At 63.5% G+C, this 16492-nt stretch carries 13 protein-coding genes and 1 tRNA gene; all 14 read right to left on the bottom strand.

Annotated elements, in window-relative coordinates; genetic code table 11:
- A partial coding sequence (locus AC5YGJ_RS20240) for a GTP-binding protein (protein WP_238482135.1) occupies positions 1–138 on the bottom strand: 138 nt, incomplete at its 3' end.
- 52 nt (positions 139–190) lie between these two features.
- On the bottom strand, positions 191–2332 hold the full coding sequence (fusA, locus tag AC5YGJ_RS20235) for an elongation factor G (RefSeq protein WP_107229956.1): 2142 nt from the start codon (positions 2330–2332) through the stop codon (positions 191–193).
- A gap of 138 nt (positions 2333–2470) precedes the next feature.
- Positions 2471–2944, bottom strand: coding sequence for a 30S ribosomal protein S7 (rpsG, locus tag AC5YGJ_RS20230; RefSeq protein WP_004145321.1), 474 nt, complete (start codon positions 2942–2944; stop codon positions 2471–2473).
- A gap of 12 nt (positions 2945–2956) precedes the next feature.
- Positions 2957–3331, bottom strand: a complete 375-nt coding sequence (gene rpsL / locus AC5YGJ_RS20225) for a 30S ribosomal protein S12 (RefSeq protein ID WP_004145320.1) — start codon at positions 3329–3331, stop codon at positions 2957–2959.
- A 283-nt stretch (positions 3332–3614) separates the two neighbouring features.
- Positions 3615–7835: a DNA-directed RNA polymerase subunit beta' gene (rpoC, locus tag AC5YGJ_RS20220; RefSeq protein ID WP_496187559.1), complete on the bottom strand. Its 4221-nt coding sequence runs from the start codon at positions 7833–7835 to the stop codon at positions 3615–3617.
- Positions 7836–7922: 87 nt separating this feature from the next.
- A complete protein-coding gene (gene rpoB / locus AC5YGJ_RS20215) occupies positions 7923–12077 on the bottom strand; it encodes a DNA-directed RNA polymerase subunit beta (RefSeq protein WP_107229954.1) in 4155 nt (1384 codons plus the stop codon).
- Between the two features lie 330 nt (positions 12078–12407).
- Positions 12408–12776 (bottom strand): 50S ribosomal protein L7/L12, encoded by a 369-nt coding sequence (gene rplL / locus AC5YGJ_RS20210; RefSeq protein WP_057497299.1) that lies wholly within the window; start codon positions 12774–12776, stop codon positions 12408–12410.
- Between the two features lie 63 nt (positions 12777–12839).
- On the bottom strand, positions 12840–13376 hold the full coding sequence (gene rplJ, locus AC5YGJ_RS20205) for a 50S ribosomal protein L10 (RefSeq protein ID WP_005408203.1): 537 nt from the start codon (positions 13374–13376) through the stop codon (positions 12840–12842).
- A gap of 386 nt (positions 13377–13762) precedes the next feature.
- The gene (gene rplA / locus AC5YGJ_RS20200; RefSeq protein ID WP_004154350.1) at positions 13763–14461 is read right to left on the bottom strand and encodes a 50S ribosomal protein L1; all 699 of its coding nucleotides are present in this window, start codon (positions 14459–14461) and stop codon (positions 13763–13765) included.
- A gap of 4 nt (positions 14462–14465) precedes the next feature.
- On the bottom strand, positions 14466–14894 hold the full coding sequence (gene rplK / locus AC5YGJ_RS20195; protein WP_004145248.1) for a 50S ribosomal protein L11: 429 nt from the start codon (positions 14892–14894) through the stop codon (positions 14466–14468).
- Positions 14895–15189: 295 nt separating this feature from the next.
- Entirely contained in the window at positions 15190–15750 is a 561-nt protein-coding gene (gene nusG, locus AC5YGJ_RS20190; protein WP_004154362.1) for a transcription termination/antitermination protein NusG, read from the bottom strand.
- Between the two features lie 10 nt (positions 15751–15760).
- Positions 15761–16174: a preprotein translocase subunit SecE gene (gene secE, locus AC5YGJ_RS20185; RefSeq protein ID WP_107229953.1), complete on the bottom strand. Its 414-nt coding sequence runs from the start codon at positions 16172–16174 to the stop codon at positions 15761–15763.
- 49 nt (positions 16175–16223) lie between these two features.
- Positions 16224–16299 (bottom strand) — tRNA-Trp (locus tag AC5YGJ_RS20180).
- Between the two features lie 102 nt (positions 16300–16401).
- Positions 16402–16492, bottom strand: a 91-nt coding sequence (locus tag AC5YGJ_RS20175) for an EF-Tu C-terminal domain-related protein (RefSeq protein ID WP_488349877.1), incomplete at its 5' end; no start/stop codon positions are given.

Genomic DNA, 16492 nt, shown 5'->3' with positions numbered 1-16492 from the left:
CGCCTTGAACTCGCCACCGAAACGCTCGGCACCGATCTTGGTCAGTGCGGCGGTCAGCGTGGTCTTGCCATGGTCGACGTGACCGATGGTGCCGACGTTGACGTGCGGCTTGGTGCGCTCGAACTTACCCTTTGCCATTGTTCTATACCTTGATTGTTCGTAAGTGGTTTCAAGAGAGGCTGAGCGAGGCTCAGCCCTTCTTCATGACGGCTTCGGCGATGTTGGTCGGCGCCGGCTCGTAGTGATCGAATTCCATGGTGAAGGTGGCGCGGCCCTGCGTCTGCGAACGCAGCGCAGTGGCGTAGCCGAACATTTCACCCAGCGGGATCATCGCGTTGATGATGCTGGCCGAACCGTCACCGGTGGTGTCGGAACCCTGCAGCACGCCGCGACGACGGCTGACGTCGCCCATCACGTCACCCTGGTAATCCTCCGGGGTCACGATCTCGACCTTCATGATCGGCTCCAGCAGCACCGGCTTGGCCTTGGCGAAGCCCTGCTTGAAGGCCATCGACGAAGCCAGCTTGAACGCCATTTCCGAGGAGTCGACGTCGTGGTACGAACCGAACACCAGCTTCACCTTGACGTCCACGACCGGGAAGCCAGCCAGCGGACCGCTGGTGATGGTTTCGCGCAGGCCCTTCTCGACCGACGGAATGAATTCCTTCGGGATCACGCCGCCGGTGATGTCGTTGATGAACAGGAAGTCGTCCTTGATGGCCGGAGCCAGCTTCGGATCGGCACGGTCGGCAGCGGTGATCGGCGACAGCTCGATCACGACGTGACCGTACTGACCCTTACCACCGGACTGCTTGGCGTGCTTGTAGTCCGACTTGACGTCGGCCAGGGTGATGGTTTCGCGGTAGGCCACCTGCGGCGCGCCGACGTTGGCTTCAACGTTGAACTCGCGCTTCAGACGGTCGACGATGATGTCCAGGTGCAGCTCGCCCATGCCCGAGATGATGGTCTGGCCGGATTCTTCGTCGGTCTTGACGCGGAACGACGGATCTTCCTGCGCCAGACGGCCCAGGGCCAGACCCATCTTTTCCTGGTCCGACTTGGTCTTCGGCTCGACAGCCATCGAGATCACCGGCTCCGGGAACGTCATACGCTCCAGGATGATCGGGGCGTCCACGGCGCACAGGGTGTCACCGGTGGTGGTGTCCTTCAGACCCACGGCCGCGGCGATGTCACCGGCCAGAACTTCCTTGATTTCCTCGCGGTTGTTCGAGTGCATCTGCAGGATGCGGCCGATGCGCTCCTTCTTGCCCTTGACCGAGTTCAGCACGGTGTCGCCACCGTTCAGGGTGCCCGAGTAGACACGGAAGAAGGTCAGCGCGCCGACGAACGGGTCGGTGATGATCTTGAAGGCCAGCGACGAGAACGGAGCCTTGTCGTCCGACTTGCGGGTCATTTCGACGGTGTCGTCGTCAACGTCCACACCCTTCACGTCCGGCACGTCGACCGGCGACGGCAGCAGCTGGATCACGCCGTCCAGCATGGCCTGCACGCCCTTGTTCTTGAAGGCCGAGCCGCAGTACATCGGCACGATTTCGGTGGCCAGGGTGCGGGTACGCAGCGCGTTGATGATTTCAGCCTCGGCCAGCTCTTCGCCGCCCAGGTACTTTTCCATCAGCTCTTCGCTGGCTTCGGCAGCGGTCTCGACCATGAACTGGCGAGCTTCTTCCGCCGGGCCCTGCAGGTCGGCCGGGATGTCGCTGTATTCGAACTTCATGCCCTGCGAGGCTTCATCCCAGTGGATGGCCTTCATCTTCAGCAGGTCGACGACGCCCTTGAAGTTGTCTTCAGCGCCGATCGGCAGCTGCATCGGCACGGCAACGGCGCCCAGCTTGGCCTTCAGCTGGCCGACGACCTTCTGGAAGTTGGCACCGGTACGGTCCATCTTGTTGACGAACGCGATGCGCGGCACGTGGTACTTGTTGGCCTGGCGCCACACGGTTTCCGACTGCGGCTGCACGCCACCGACGGCGCACAGCACGAAGACGGCACCGTCGAGCACGCGCAGCGAGCGCTCCACTTCGATGGTGAAGTCGACGTGCCCGGGGGTGTCGATGATGTTGAAGCGGTGCTCCGGCAGGGACTTGTCCATGCCCTTCCAGAACGCGGTGGTGGCAGCGGACTGGATCGTGATGCCACGCTCCTGCTCCTGCTCCATCCAGTCCATGGTGGCGGCGCCGTCGTGCACTTCACCGATCTTGTGGCTCTTGCCGGTGTAGAACAGGATGCGCTCGGACGTGGTGGTCTTGCCGGCATCGATGTGGGCCATGATGCCGAAGTTGCGGTAACGCTCGATGGGAGTGGAACGGGCCACGGGGAGCCTCTCAGATTTCTTGGAATTCGGATGGCCGAACGCCGCCTTGCGGCGGCCTTCGGATTGGCGCAGCCCTTCTGGGGCCGCGAGGCAGCACCGTAATGGTGCTGCCCTGCCTGTTTTACAAGGCCGTCAAACTCACCAGCGGTAGTGGGCGAATGCCTTGTTGGCTTCGGCCATGCGGTGGGTTTCTTCGCGCTTCTTGATGGCGCCGCCGCGGTTTTCCGAGGCGTCGATCAGTTCAGCAGCCAGCTTCTTCGGCATGGTGTTCTCACCACGCTTGCGCGCGGAGTCGATCAGCCAGCGCATGGCCAGAGCCATCTTGCGCGACGAACGCACTTCGACCGGCACCTGGTAGGTGGCACCACCGACGCGGCGCGACTTGACTTCGACCGCCGGAGCGACGTTGTCCAGCGCCTTCTGCACCAGTTCAATGGCGTTGGCGCTGCTGTTCTTCTCGGTGATCACGTCCATGGCGCCGTACACGATCTTTTCGGCGACGGACTTCTTGCCGCTCTGCATGACCATGTTGATGAAGCGGGCGATGGTTTCGCTTCCGTGCTTCGGATCGGGCAGGACGGAACGCTGCGGAGTATTACCCTTACGCGACATAGTGCTCTCTCCTTATGCCTTCGGACGCTTGGCGCCGTACTTGGAACGGGCCTGGCGACGCTTGGCAACGCCGGCGGCGTCGAGCGAGCCACGAACGGTGTGGTAACGCACACCCGGCAGGTCCTTGACGCGACCGCCGCGGATCAGGACCACGGAGTGCTCCTGCAGGTTGTGGCCTTCACCACCGATGTAGGAAATCACTTCTTCCTGGTTGGTCAGGCGGACCTTGGCAACCTTGCGCAGAGCCGAGTTCGGCTTCTTCGGAGTGGTGGTGTAGACACGGGTGCAGACGCCACGGCGCTGCGGGCACTTGTCGAGCGCCGGCGAGGCACTCTTGTAGGTGGTCGCTTGCCGCGGCTTGCGGACCAGCTGGTTGATCGTCGCCATCAGTAGGTTCTTCTGATTGGTGGCCGGAAAATCCGACCAGAGATGCGGAAATGTTAAAGCAGGCCGAAATTTTGGCCTGCTGAGACAGACGATTGTAGCAACCTGCCAGGAAAGCAGTCAAACGCCTCCTGTCAAGCCCGTCCCTGATCCCGGAACGTTACTGGGGGGCCTCCATGTACCCCGTTCAGGTTGGCGGGGCGAACCGCGATCGGTCCACCCTGCCCTGTCCTTGGCCCGATCGGTGTGGTCGAGCAAGCTCGACCCTACCGGCCGGACCGGTGTTTCAGTCTTCCGAAGCCTGTTCAGCTTCCACTTCGGCTGCCGGTGCCTCGACCGCGGCCGGGGTGCCGGCCAGGGTCTGCATCTCCGACTCGGTGAGACCGGACGCGCCACGACGGCGGTTGCTGTGGTACGCCAGGCCGGTACCGGCCGGAATCAGGCGGCCGACGATGACGTTTTCCTTCAGGCCACGCAGGTTGTCCGAGGTGCCGCGGACGGCCGCTTCGGTCAGCACGCGGGTGGTTTCCTGGAAGGACGCCGCCGAGATGAACGACTCGGTCGCCAGCGAGGCCTTGGTGATACCCAGCAGCACCGGATCGAACTGGGCCGGCAGCTCGTTGCGGGTCGACAGGCGCGCATTCTCCTCGATCACGCGCTGACGCTCCACCTGTTCGCCGTTCAGGAACTTGCTGCTGCCCTGATCGGTGATCTCGACCTTGCGCAGCATCTGGCGGGTGATCACCTCGATGTGCTTGTCGTTGATCTTCACGCCCTGCAGGCGGTACACGTCCTGGATTTCCTTCACAAGGTAGGCCGCCAGCGGCTCGACACCCAGCAGACGCAGGATGTCCTGCGGGCTCGGCTCGCCGTCCACGATGGTTTCACCCTTGGTGACATGCTCGCCTTCGAACACGATGACCTGGCGGTACTTCGGAATCAGCTCTTCGTGCTCCGAACCATCGGTGTCCTTGATGATCAGGCGCTGCTTGCCCTTGGTGTCCTTGCCGAAGCTGATGATGCCCGAACGTTCGGCCAGCACCGCCGGATCCTTCGGCTTGCGCGCTTCGAACAGGTCGGCCACGCGCGGCAGACCACCGGTGATGTCGCGGGTCTTCGATGCTTCCTGCGGGATCTTGGCGACGACGTCGCCCACGCCCACCGGGGCGCCGTCCTGCAGGTTGACGATCGAGCGCGGCGGCAGCAGGTACTGCGCCGGCAGATCGGTGCCCGGGATCGACAGGTCGTTGCCCTTGGCATCGACGATGCGCACCAGCGGACGCAGATCCTTGCCCTGCGAACCACGACGCTTCGGATCGGTGATCTCACGCGACGCCAGGCCGGTCAGTTCGTCGGTCTTCTCGATGACGGTGACGCCGTCGATGAAGTCCACGAAGCGCACGAAACCGGCCACTTCGGAAACGATCGGGTGGTTGTGCGGATCCCAGTTGGCCACGGTCTGGCCAGCCTTGACCGCTTCGCCGTCCTTGGAGGTGATGTTGGCACCGTAGGGCAGCTTGTAGCGCTCACGCTCACGGCCGTGCGCGTCGAGCACCGAGATTTCGCCCGAGCGCGACACCGCCACCAGCGAGCCATTGGCGTGCTCGACCGACTTGAGGTTGTTGAACTTGACCGAACCGGTGGTCTTGACCGTGATGTTGTCGACCGCAGCCGCACGCGACGCCGCACCACCGATGTGGAACGTACGCATGGTCAGCTGGGTACCCGGCTCACCGATGGACTGGGCGGCGATGACGCCGACCGCTTCACCGATGTTGACCAGGTGGCCACGGGCCAGATCGCGGCCGTAGCAGCGACCGCAGACACCGAAGGCCGATTCGCACGAGATCGTCGAGCGGACCTTGATGCTCTGCACGCCGGCATCTTCCAGCTTGGCGACCCAGGCTTCGTCGAGCAGGGTGTTGCGGGTCACGATCGGATCTTCGTCGTTGCCCGGCAGGAACACGTCCTCGGCAACCACGCGACCCAGCACGCGGTCCTTCAGCGGTTCGACCACGTCGCCGCCTTCCACGATCGGGGTCATGATCAGGCCTTCGGTGGTACCGCAATCCACCTCGGTGATCACCACGTCCTGCGCCACGTCGACCAGACGACGGGTCAGGTAACCCGAGTTCGCGGTCTTCAGCGCGGTATCGGCCAGACCCTTACGGGCACCGTGGGTGGAGTTGAAGTACTCCTGCACGTTCAGGCCTTCGCGGAAGTTCGCCTTGATGGGCGTCTCGATGATCGAGCCGTCCGGACGCGCCATCAGGCCACGCATGCCGGCCAGCTGACGGATCTGCGCCTGCGAACCACGCGCACCGGAGTCGGCCATGATGTACAGCGAGTTCATCGACTTCTGGTCGATGGTCTCACCCTTGGCATTGACCACCTTCTCGGTACCGATGGTGTCCATCATCGCCTTGGCGATGCGCTCGTTGGTGCGCGACCAGATGTCGACCACCTTGTTGTAGCGCTCGCCGGCGGTGACCAGGCCCGACTGGTACTGCTCCTGGATTTCCAGCACTTCGGCTTCGGCCTCGGTGAGGATGCCCTTCTTCTCGTCCGGGATCAGCATGTCGTCGATGCCGATCGAGACGCCGGCGCGGGTCGCGTAGGCGAAGCCGGTGTACATCAGCTTGTCGGCGAACACGACCGTGTCCTTCAGACCCAGCTGGCGGTAGCTGGAGTTGATCAGGCGGCTGATGTTCTTCTTGGTCAGCTCGGTGTTGGCCAGCGCGAACGGCAGGCCTTCCGGCAGGATTTCAGCCAGCAGGGCGCGACCGATCGTGGTGTCCACGATCGAGGTCTTGTTCTGCTTGTTGCCTTCCTCGTCGGTCACCACTTCGGTGATGCGGACCTTGACGCGTGCGTGCAGTTCCACCACGCGGTTGTCGTAGGCGCGCTTGACTTCGGCGATGTTGGCGAAGGCCATGCCCTCGCCCTTCTTGTTCTCCAGTGAGCGGGTCATGTAGTACAGACCCAGCACGACGTCCTGCGACGGCACGATGATCGGCTCGCCGTTGGCCGGCGACAGGATGTTGTTGGTGGACATCATCAGCGCACGCGCTTCCAGCTGGGCTTCCAGCGAGAGCGGCACGTGGACGGCCATCTGGTCACCGTCGAAGTCGGCGTTGAACGCGGTGCAGACCAGCGGGTGCAGCTGGATGGCCTTGCCTTCGATCAGCACCGGCTCGAACGCCTGGATGCCCAGACGGTGCAGGGTCGGCGCACGGTTCAGCATGACCGGATGTTCGCGGATGACCTCTTCCAGGATGTCCCAGACTTCGGCTTCTTCGCGCTCGACCAGCTTCTTGGCGGCCTTGATGGTGGTGGCCAGGCCACGACGCTGCAGCTTGGCGAAGACGAACGGCTTGAACAGCTCCAGCGCCATCTTCTTCGGCAGGCCGCACTGGTGCAGGCGCAGGTACGGACCGACCACGATGACCGAACGGCCCGAGTAGTCGACGCGCTTGCCCAGCAGGTTCTGGCGGAAGCGACCCTGCTTGCCCTTGATCATGTCGGCCAGCGACTTCAGCGGGCGCTTGTTGGTGCCGGTGATGGCACGGCCACGACGGCCGTTGTCCAGCAGCGCATCGACCGATTCCTGCAGCATGCGCTTTTCATTGCGCACGATGATGTCCGGCGCGCTCAGTTCGAGCAGGCGGCGCAGGCGGTTGTTGCGGTTGATGACGCGGCGGTACAGGTCGTTCAGGTCGGAGGTCGCGAAGCGGCCGCCGTCCAGCGGCACCAGCGGACGCAGGTCCGGCGGCAGCACCGGCAGCACGGTCATGACCATCCACTCCGGACGGTTGCCCGATTCCAGGAAGGCTTCGATCAGCTTGATGCGCTTGGTGAGGCGCTTGAGCTTGGTTTCCGAACCGGTAGCGGCGATTTCCTCGCGCAGGCGGGTCATTTCCGACTGCAGGTCGATGGTGCGCAGCAGTTCGTACACGGCCTCGGCGCCCATGGCGGCATCGAAGTCGTCACCGTGCTCCTGGCGGGCCTGCAGGTACTGTTCTTCGGTCAGCAGCTGGCGGCGCTCCAGGGCGGTCAGGCCCGGCTCGGTCACCACGTAGGCTTCGAAGTACAGCACGCGCTCGATGTCGCGCAGGGTCATGTCCAGCATCAGGCCGATGCGCGACGGCAGCGACTTCAGGAACCAGATGTGCGCGACCGGCGACGCCAGGTCGATGTGGCCCATGCGCTCGCGACGCACCTTGGCCAGGGTCACTTCGGTGCCGCACTTTTCGCAGACCACGCCGCGGTGCTTCATGCGCTTGTACTTGCCGCACAGGCACTCGTAGTCCTTGACCGGCCCGAAGATGGCGGCGCAGAACAGGCCGTCACGTTCCGGCTTGAAGGTACGGTAGTTGATGGTTTCCGGCTTCTTCACTTCGCCGAAGGACCACGAACGGATCAGGTCCGGCGAGGCCAGCGCGATCTTGATCGCGTCGAAGTCCAGCGTCTGGCGCTGCTGGTTGAAGAGGTTGAGCAGGTCTTTCATGGTGTTCTCCAGAAGGAGGAATGCTGTGTCGATGGGCTTTCAGGTCACTGCCAGCGGCGCGGCGGCGGACCGCCGCGCCGGCACGGATCAGTTGTCTTCCAGTTCCATGTTGATGGCCAGCGAGCGGATTTCCTTCACAAGCACGTTGAAGGATTCCGGCATGCCCGCGACCATCTCGTGCTCACCGTCGACGATGTTCTTGTACATCTGGTTGCGGCCCTGCACGTCATCGGATTTCACCGTCAGCATTTCCTGCAGGGTGTAGGCCGCGCCGTAGGCTTCCAGCGCCCAGACTTCCATTTCACCGAAGCGCTGGCCGCCGAACTGCGCCTTGCCGCCCAGCGGCTGCTGGGTGACGAGCGAGTACGGGCCGGTCGAACGGGCGTGCATCTTGTCGTCGACCAGGTGGTTCAGCTTCAGGTAGTGCATGTAGCCAACGGTGGTGTGGCGATCGAAGGCTTCACCGGTGCGGCCGTCGTACAGCTGGGTCTGGCCACTGCTCGGCAGGTCGGCCAGTTCCAGCATGCGCTTGATTTCCGCTTCGGTGGCACCGTCGAACACCGGGGTTGCCATCGGCACGCCGTCGGTCAGGTTGCGGGCCAGGCGCAGCAGTTCCTCGTCGCTGAACTGCGACAGGTCGACACGGTTGGCCACGTTGGTGTCATCGTGGTTGTAGATGTCGTCCAGGAACTTGCGCAGGTCGGCCACGGCCGCCTGGGCTTCCATCATCGCCTGGATCTTGCGACCCAGACCCTTGGCCGCCCAGCCCAGGTGCACTTCCAGGATCTGGCCGATGTTCATACGCGACGGCACGCCCAGCGGGTTCAGCACGATGTCCACGGTTTCACCCGAGGCCATGTACGGCATGTCCTCGACCGGCACCACGTTGGACACCACACCCTTGTTACCGTGGCGGCCTGCCATCTTGTCGCCCGGCTGGATGCGGCGCTTCACGGCCAGGAACACCTTGACCATCTTCAGCACGCCCGGGGCGAGGTCGTCGCCGGCGGTGATCTTGCCACGCTTGTCAGCGAAGCGACGCTCGAATTCCTTCTCGTGCGCCTGGATCTGCTTCTGCGCGCGCTCGATGGCTTCCGACGCATCCTCGTCCTTCATGCGCAGGGCGAACCAGTCGGCCTTCTTCAGGCCGTCCAGGAAGGCGTCGGAGATCACGTCGCCCTTCTTCAGGCCGGCGCCACCGTTGACCACCTTGCCCACGATCTGCGAACGCAGACGCATGTAGATGGCCGCTTCCAGAATGCGGAACTGGTCGTCGAAGTCCTTCTTGACGCGCTTGATTTCAGATTCTTCGATCTGACGGGCGCGCTTGTCCTTCTCGATGCCATCGCGGGTGAAGACCTGCACGTCGATGACGGTGCCGTCCATGCCCGGCGGAACGCGCAGCGAGCTGTCCTTCACGTCCGAAGCCTTCTCGCCGAAGATCGCGCGCAGCAGCTTCTCTTCCGGGGTCAGCTGGCTTTCGCCCTTCGGGGTGACCTTGCCGACCATGATGTCGCCGGCGCGGACTTCGGCACCGATGTACACCACGCCGCTCTCGTCCAGGCGGTTCAGCGCCTGCTCGGAAACGTTCGGGATGTCGGCCGAGATTTCCTCCGGCCCCAGCTTGGTGTCACGCGCGACGCAGGTCAGCTCTTCGATGTGGATCGTGGTGTAGCGATCCTCTTCCACCACGCGCTCGGAGAGCAGGATGGAGTCTTCGAAGTTGTAGCCGTTCCACGGCATGAACGCGATCAGCATGTTCTGGCCCAGGGCCAGTTCGCCGATGTCGGTGGACGGACCGTCGGCCAGCACGTCGCCGCGGGCGATGACGTCACCCACCTGGACCAGCGGACGCTGGTTGATGCAGGTGTTCTGGTTCGAGCGGGTGTACTTGACCAGGTTGTAGATGTCCACGCCGGCGTCGGTGGCGCCAACGATTTCTTCCTCGTTGACCTTGACCACGATGCGGGCGGCGTCGATCTGCACGATCTCGCCACCACGGCGGGCGTTCACGGTCACGCCGGAGTCACGCGCCACGGCGCGCTCGATACCGGTACCGACCAGCGGCTTCTGCGCACGCAGGGTCGGCACGGCCTGACGCTGCATGTTGGCGCCCATCAGTGCGCGGTTGGCGTCATCGTGCTCCAGGAACGGAACCAGCGCGGCCGCGATCGACACGGTCTGCATCGGCGAGACGTCCATGAAGTGGACCTCCGCCGGCGGCTTCAGCAGCGATTCGCCCTGGTAACGGCAGGGAACGAACTGCTCGGTCAGCACGCTGTTGGCGTCGGTCAGCGCGTTGGCCTGCGCAATGACGTACTCGTTTTCTTCGATGGCCGACAGGAACTCGACTTCGTCATAGACCTTGCCGTCCACGACCTTGCGGTACGGGGTCTCGAGGAAACCGTACTGGTTGGTGCGGGCGTACACGGCCAGCGAGTTGATCAGGCCGATGTTCGGGCCTTCCGGGGTTTCGATGGTGCAGACGCGGCCGTAGTGGGTCGGGTGCACGTCGCGCACTTCGAAGCCGGCGCGCTCACGGGTCAGACCGCCCGGGCCCAGGGCCGAGACGCGGCGCTTGTGGGTCACTTCCGACAGCGGGTTGTTCTGGTCCATGAACTGCGACAGCTGCGAGGAGCCGAAGAACTCCTTGATGGCCGCGGCGACCGGCTTGGCGTTGATCAGCTCCTGCGGGGTCAGGCCTTCGGACTCGGCCATCGACAGGCGCTCCTTGACGGCGCGCTCGACGCGGACCAGGCCCACGCGGAACACGTTCTCGGCCATTTCGCCGACCGAACGCACGCGACGGTTGCCCAGGTGGTCGATATCGTCGACCACGCCGCGACCGTTGCGGATCTCGGTCAGGACCTTGATCACGTCCAGGATATCGGAGCTGTCGCCATGGGCGGCGACCAGGCGCTTGGACTCTTCGTCGTTGCGCTCACCGAAGTACTTGCTGTCGTACAGCACGGCTTCGCCGGTGGTTTCCTTGCGGCCCACGCGACGGTTGAACTTCATGCGGCCGACCGCGGACAGGTCGTAGCGCTCGAAGGTGAAGAACAGGTTGTGGAACAGGTTCTGCGCGGCATCCTTGGTCGGCGGCTCGCCCGGACGCATCATGCGGTAGATCTCGACCAGGGCTTCCAGCTGGGTCTTGGTCGGATCGATGCGCAGGGTGTTGGACAGGTACGGGCCACGATCCAGGTCGTTCACCCACAGGGTGCCCACCGCATCGACGCCGGCCTTGCGGAAGTTCTGCAGCTGCTCGTCGCTGATCTCGTCGTTGGCCTGGGCCAGCAGTTCGCCGGTCGAGGCATCGACCACGTCGTGCGACAGGATGCGGCCGACGATGTAGTCGTCCGGCACGGCCAGGGCGGCGATGCCCGAGGCTTCCAGCTGCTTGATGTGGCGCGCGGTGATGCGCTTGCCGGCTTCCACGATGACCTTGTCGCCGTCGGCGAGGTCGAAGCCCAGGGTTTCGCCACGCAGGCGCTCGGGCACCAGCTCCAGCTGGACGCCTTCATCCGGGTTGATGTGGAAGGTGTTGATCTCGAAGAACTCGGCCAGCATCTCTTCGTTGCTGTAGCCGAGCGCGCGCAGCAGGATCGACACCGGCAGCTTGCGGCGGCGGTCGATACGGGTGAACAGCGCGTCCTTCGGGTCGAACTCGAAGTCCAGCCAGGAGCCGCGGTAAGGAATGATGCGGGCGCTGTACAGCAGCTTGCCCGAGCTGTGGGTCTTGCCACGGTCGTGGTCGAAGAACACGCCCGGCGAGCGGTGCAGCTGCGAGACGATGACGCGCTCGGTGCCGTTGACGATGAAGGTGCCGTTCTCGGTCATCAGCGGGATTTCGCCCAGATAGACCTCCTGCTCCTTCACGTACTTGATGGCCTTGGTCGACGACTCGCGGTCGTAGATCACCAGGCGCACGGTGACGCGCAGCGGGGCGCCGTAGCTCATGCCGCGCTGGCGGCATTCACGTTCGTCGAAGACCGGTTCGCCCAGCTTGTAGCCGACGTATTCCAGGGCAGCATTGCCGCTGTAGCTGGCGATCGGGAAGACCGACTTCAGCGCAGCGTGCAGGCCGTGGTCCGTGCGCTTGGCCGGATCGACGTTTTCCTGCAGGAATTCACGATAGGAATCCACCTGGATGGCGAGCAGGAACGGCACTTCGAGAATCGAGCGCTGCTTGCCGAAATCCTTGCGGATACGCTTTTTTTCGGTGAACGAATAGGACGTCATGAGGTCTTCCACCTTGTTGTGCGGGCCGTGCGTCCACGACCCTGAAGGGAACTTGAAATTGTCAGTTGGAAGTCGCTGGTATTGCCGGCACCAGCACGCCTTCTCCCGCTACTTCCAACTGCCAACTCGTCTGCTACCACTCCCCCGCTGCCGCGCTCTGCGCTGGCCGGCCGGGGTCTGACCGCAGCCCGTGTTGGGCTTTTTGCTGCTTTTGAAACAGTCGACCAACAGTCGACTCTACCGACACCGCAACAACGACCAAAGGCCGGGGGCTTACGCCCCCAGCCTTGGCTGCATCGCCGTGAATCGATGACGACGCAAGGGAAGTGCTTACTTGACTTCGACAGTCGCGCCAGCAGCTTCCAGGTCCTTCTTCATCTTCTCGGCTTCGTCCTTCGAAGCGGCTTCCTTCAGGACACCACCGGCTTCGGCCAGGTCCTTCGCTTCCTTCAGGCCCAGGCCGGTGATGGCGCGGACGGCCTTGATGACTTCGACCTTCTTCTCGCCGGCAGTCTTCAGGGTGACGGTGAATTCGGTCTGCTCTTCAACAGCAGCAGCCGGGCCGGCGGCAGCAGCCACGGCAACCGGAGCAGCGGCGGAGACGCCGAACTTCTCTTCGATGGCCTTGACCAGCTCCATCACTTCCATCAGGGACTTCTCGGCGATGGCGTCGACGATCTGTTCGTTGGTAAGGGACATGATAAATACCTTTGGATGATTTTCTGGGTTGAGGTTCCGTCAGGAACCACGGTAAGTCGAAACTCAGGCGGTCTCGGCGGCCGGCTCGGCAGCGTCGGCGGCGACGTCGCCACCACCCTGCTTCTCGCCAACAGCCTTGATCGCGCGGGCGAACATCGTGACCGGCTCGGTCAGGACGCGGGCCAGCATGGCCAGGGCCTGATCGCGGGTCGGCAGCGAGGCCAGCACGTCAACGTGGCTTGCCGGGAACACTTCGCCACCGATGGCGACGACCTTAGCCTTCAGCTTGTCGTTGCCCTTGGCGGCTTCCTTGATCAGGCGACCGGCAGCGCCGGGCTCCTCGAGCGAGAACGCGTACAGCAGCGGACCAACCATCTGGTCCTGGGCGACTGCGAACTCGGTGCCTTCAACGGCGCGCGAAGCCAGGGTGTTCTTGACAACCTTCAAGAAAACACCGGTTTCACGAGCCTGCTTGCGCATCGCGGTCATCTGGGCGACCGTGGTGCCAGCGTATTCGGCTGCGATCAAGGAGTGGGCCTTGGCGGCGACGTCTGCCAGCTCGGCGACTACTTCTTGCTTCTGGGACAGATTGAGAGCCATTGCACTCCTCCTATTGAACTCCGCTTACGGCTCCTGCCGTGTGCGGTCCTGTGCGGCATCCGTCCTGGACGCCGGGAACATCGGGATGATGTTCCGGGGGTGGGCCGTTCTAGACCTGGAGTGGGCCAACCTGGGAAACCCAGACGTGCGTGAACCAGAAAAACTCCAGAAGGGCACCATCTACGCAGGGTGATTCCGGGGAATCGATTAAGCGCTCATGACTGCTCCGGCGGCGACTCCTTGCCAGATCGAGCTTCCGTGCCCGTCGCCGGTATTGCCACGACCGCGCCTGCGGTCTTTGACGGCTACCGCCGGCGATGTACTGCCTGCGATGCCTTCAAATGTCACGGTCACGGCACCCAAGGCACCGTGACCGCTTGAAACAATTACTTCAGGGTCAGCGACGACTGGTCGACGGTGACGCCCGGGCCCATCGTCGAGCTGACCGAAACCTTCTGCAGGTAGGTGCCCTTCGAGGTGGCCGGCTTGGCCTTGATCAGGTCCAGCAGCAGCGCGGTCAGGTTCGACTTCAGCGCGTCTTCGGCGAAATCGGCCTTGCCGATGGTGCAGTGGATGATGCCGGCCTTGTCGGTGCGGTAACGGACCTGACCCGACTTGGCGTTCTTCACCGCTTCACCCGGATTCGGGGAAACGGTGCCGACCTTCGGGTTCGGCATCAGGCCGCGCGGGCCCAGCACGGTGCCCAGCTTACCGACAACGCGCATGGCGTCCGGGGTCGCGATGACGACGTCGTAGTTCAGATCGCCGGCCTGCATCTTCTCGGCCAGGTCATCCATACCGACGGCTTCGGCGCCAGCGGCCAGGGCTTCGTCAGCCTTGGCACCGGCCGGAGCGAACACGGCGACGCGGACCGACTTGCCGGTACCAGCCGGCAGCACGGTGGAGCCACGGACCTGCTGGTCGGACTTCTTCGCATCGACGCCCAGGCGCACAGCAACGTCGATCGACTCGACGAACTTGGCCTTGGTGGCGCTCTTCAGGATGTTGATCGCGTCCTCGAAGGCGTATGCCTTGCCCGGAACGACAGCGGCCTTGATGGCCTTCTCACGCTTGGTCTGTGCCATCTTATTAACCCTCCACCACGAGGCCCATGGAACGGGCAGAGCCAGCGATGGTACGCACGGCGGCGTCCAGGTCGGCGGCAGTCAGATCCGGCTCCTTCGCCTTGGCGATCTCTTCCAGCTGCTTACGGGTGACCTTGCCGACCTTCTCGGTGTTCGGGCGCTTGGAGCCCGACGAGATGCCAGCGGCCTTCTTCAGCAGGGTGGTGGCCGGGGTGCTCTTGGTGATGAAGGTGAACGTACGGTCCGAGTAGGCCGTGATGATCACCGGAACCGGCAGACCCGGCTCGAGCTTCTGCGTGGCAGCGTTGAACGCCTTGCAGAATTCCATGATGTTCAGACCACGCTGACCCAGCGCGGGACCGACCGGCGGCGAGGGGTTGGCCTGACCGGCCTTCACCTGCAGCTTGATGTAACCGACAACTTTCTTTGCCATGTGAGTGCTCTCCGGGTGCTAGCGCCTTTCGACAACAGGCTCCCCATCGGACCGGGAATCACGCGTCCCGGCATCGCGTTTTGAAATCATGCCGAAGGCCACCTTGCGGCGGCCTCGTCCTGCCAGCATCCCAGCAGGGAGCCGCGAACTATAACAGGTTTTTCCTTCACATGCCTGAAGCGGCACATAAACGAAGGAAACCGGGCGATGCCCGGTTCCTTCTATAGAGTCGAGCCATGCTCGACTGCGCAGCATCCGGAGCCAGGAGTCGAGCATGGCTCGACTCTACAGGCGATCAGACGGCCTTTTCGACCTGACCGAACTCAAGCTCGACCGGGGTGGCACGACCGAAGATCAGCACCGAGACGCGCAGACGGCTCTTCTCGTAGTTGACTTCTTCGACGACGCCATTGAAATCGTTGAACGGGCCGTCGGTGACGCGGACCATCTGGCCCGGCTCGAACAGCACCTTCGGGCGCGGCTTCTCGACACCCTCCTGAACGCGATTCAGGATGGCTTCGGCCTCGGAATCGGCGATCGGCAGCGGACGGTCGGCGGTGCCGCCGATGAAGCCCATCACACGCGGGGTTTCCTTCACCAGGTGCCAGCTTTCGTTGTCGATGCGCGGAATGCCGGCTTCTTCGTGGGTCTCGATCTGGACCAGCACGTAACCCGGGAAGAACTTGCGCTCGGAGCGGCGCTTCTGGCCAGCGCGCATCTCGACCACTTCTTCGGTCGGGACCAGGACGTCGCCGAAGCGCTCTTCCATGCCGTCACGGACGATGCGATCGCGCAGAGCCTGCGCCACCGACTTCTCGAAGCCCGAATAGGCGTGAACGACGTACCAACGCTTCATGCAAATCTCCTTAGCGGCTCAGGAACAGCTGAACCAGCCACTGAATGACGTAATCGAACCCACCCAGCAGCAGGCTGAGAATGGTTACCACCACCATCACGACCCAGGTCATGCGGATGGCTTCCTGGCGCGTCGGCCAGACCACCTTGCGCAGTTCGAAACGCGACTCGGAGAGGAATTCGCGGGTGTCGCGCCCCTTGCCGGTCAGCATGAACACGCCGATACCGCCAACCAGGCCGACCACAACCGCCAACGCACGCAACTGACCGGCCCACGCACCAAGCTGGGCGGCGCGACCGGAGTCGGCGGAGAACCAGAACCAGACGAACAGACCGGCCAGCACCAGCAGCGATGCGGCGACATACTTGACGATATCCCCGCCCGTGGCGGAGGTGTCCTTGGAGTGTTCGATCTTGCTATTCATCCGGCTGTGTCTGCTTTAGCGGCCCAGGCCGCTGGATAAGGTGGGCAGATGGCACGCCAGGAGGGACTCGAACCCCCAACCTGCGGTTTTGGAGACCGCTGCTCTGCCAATTGAGCTACTGGCGTACGTTTGAAACTTGCCTTCCCTTAGACGGCGAAGGCGGACCGAGGTTCCCGGCCCGCCATTCGCGTAACCGGCGGCGCTATGCAACCACCGGTACTGCAGGCTTACTCGATGATCTTCGAGACCACGCCGGCGCCGACGGTACGGCCGCCTTCGCGGATGGCGAAGCGCAGACCTTCGTCCATTGCCACCGGA

Source organism: Stenotrophomonas sp. CS3K5 (assembly GCF_059515225.1).
Note: the sequence above shows the minus strand (reverse complement) of the source record. Positions and strands in the feature narration are given on the sequence as shown.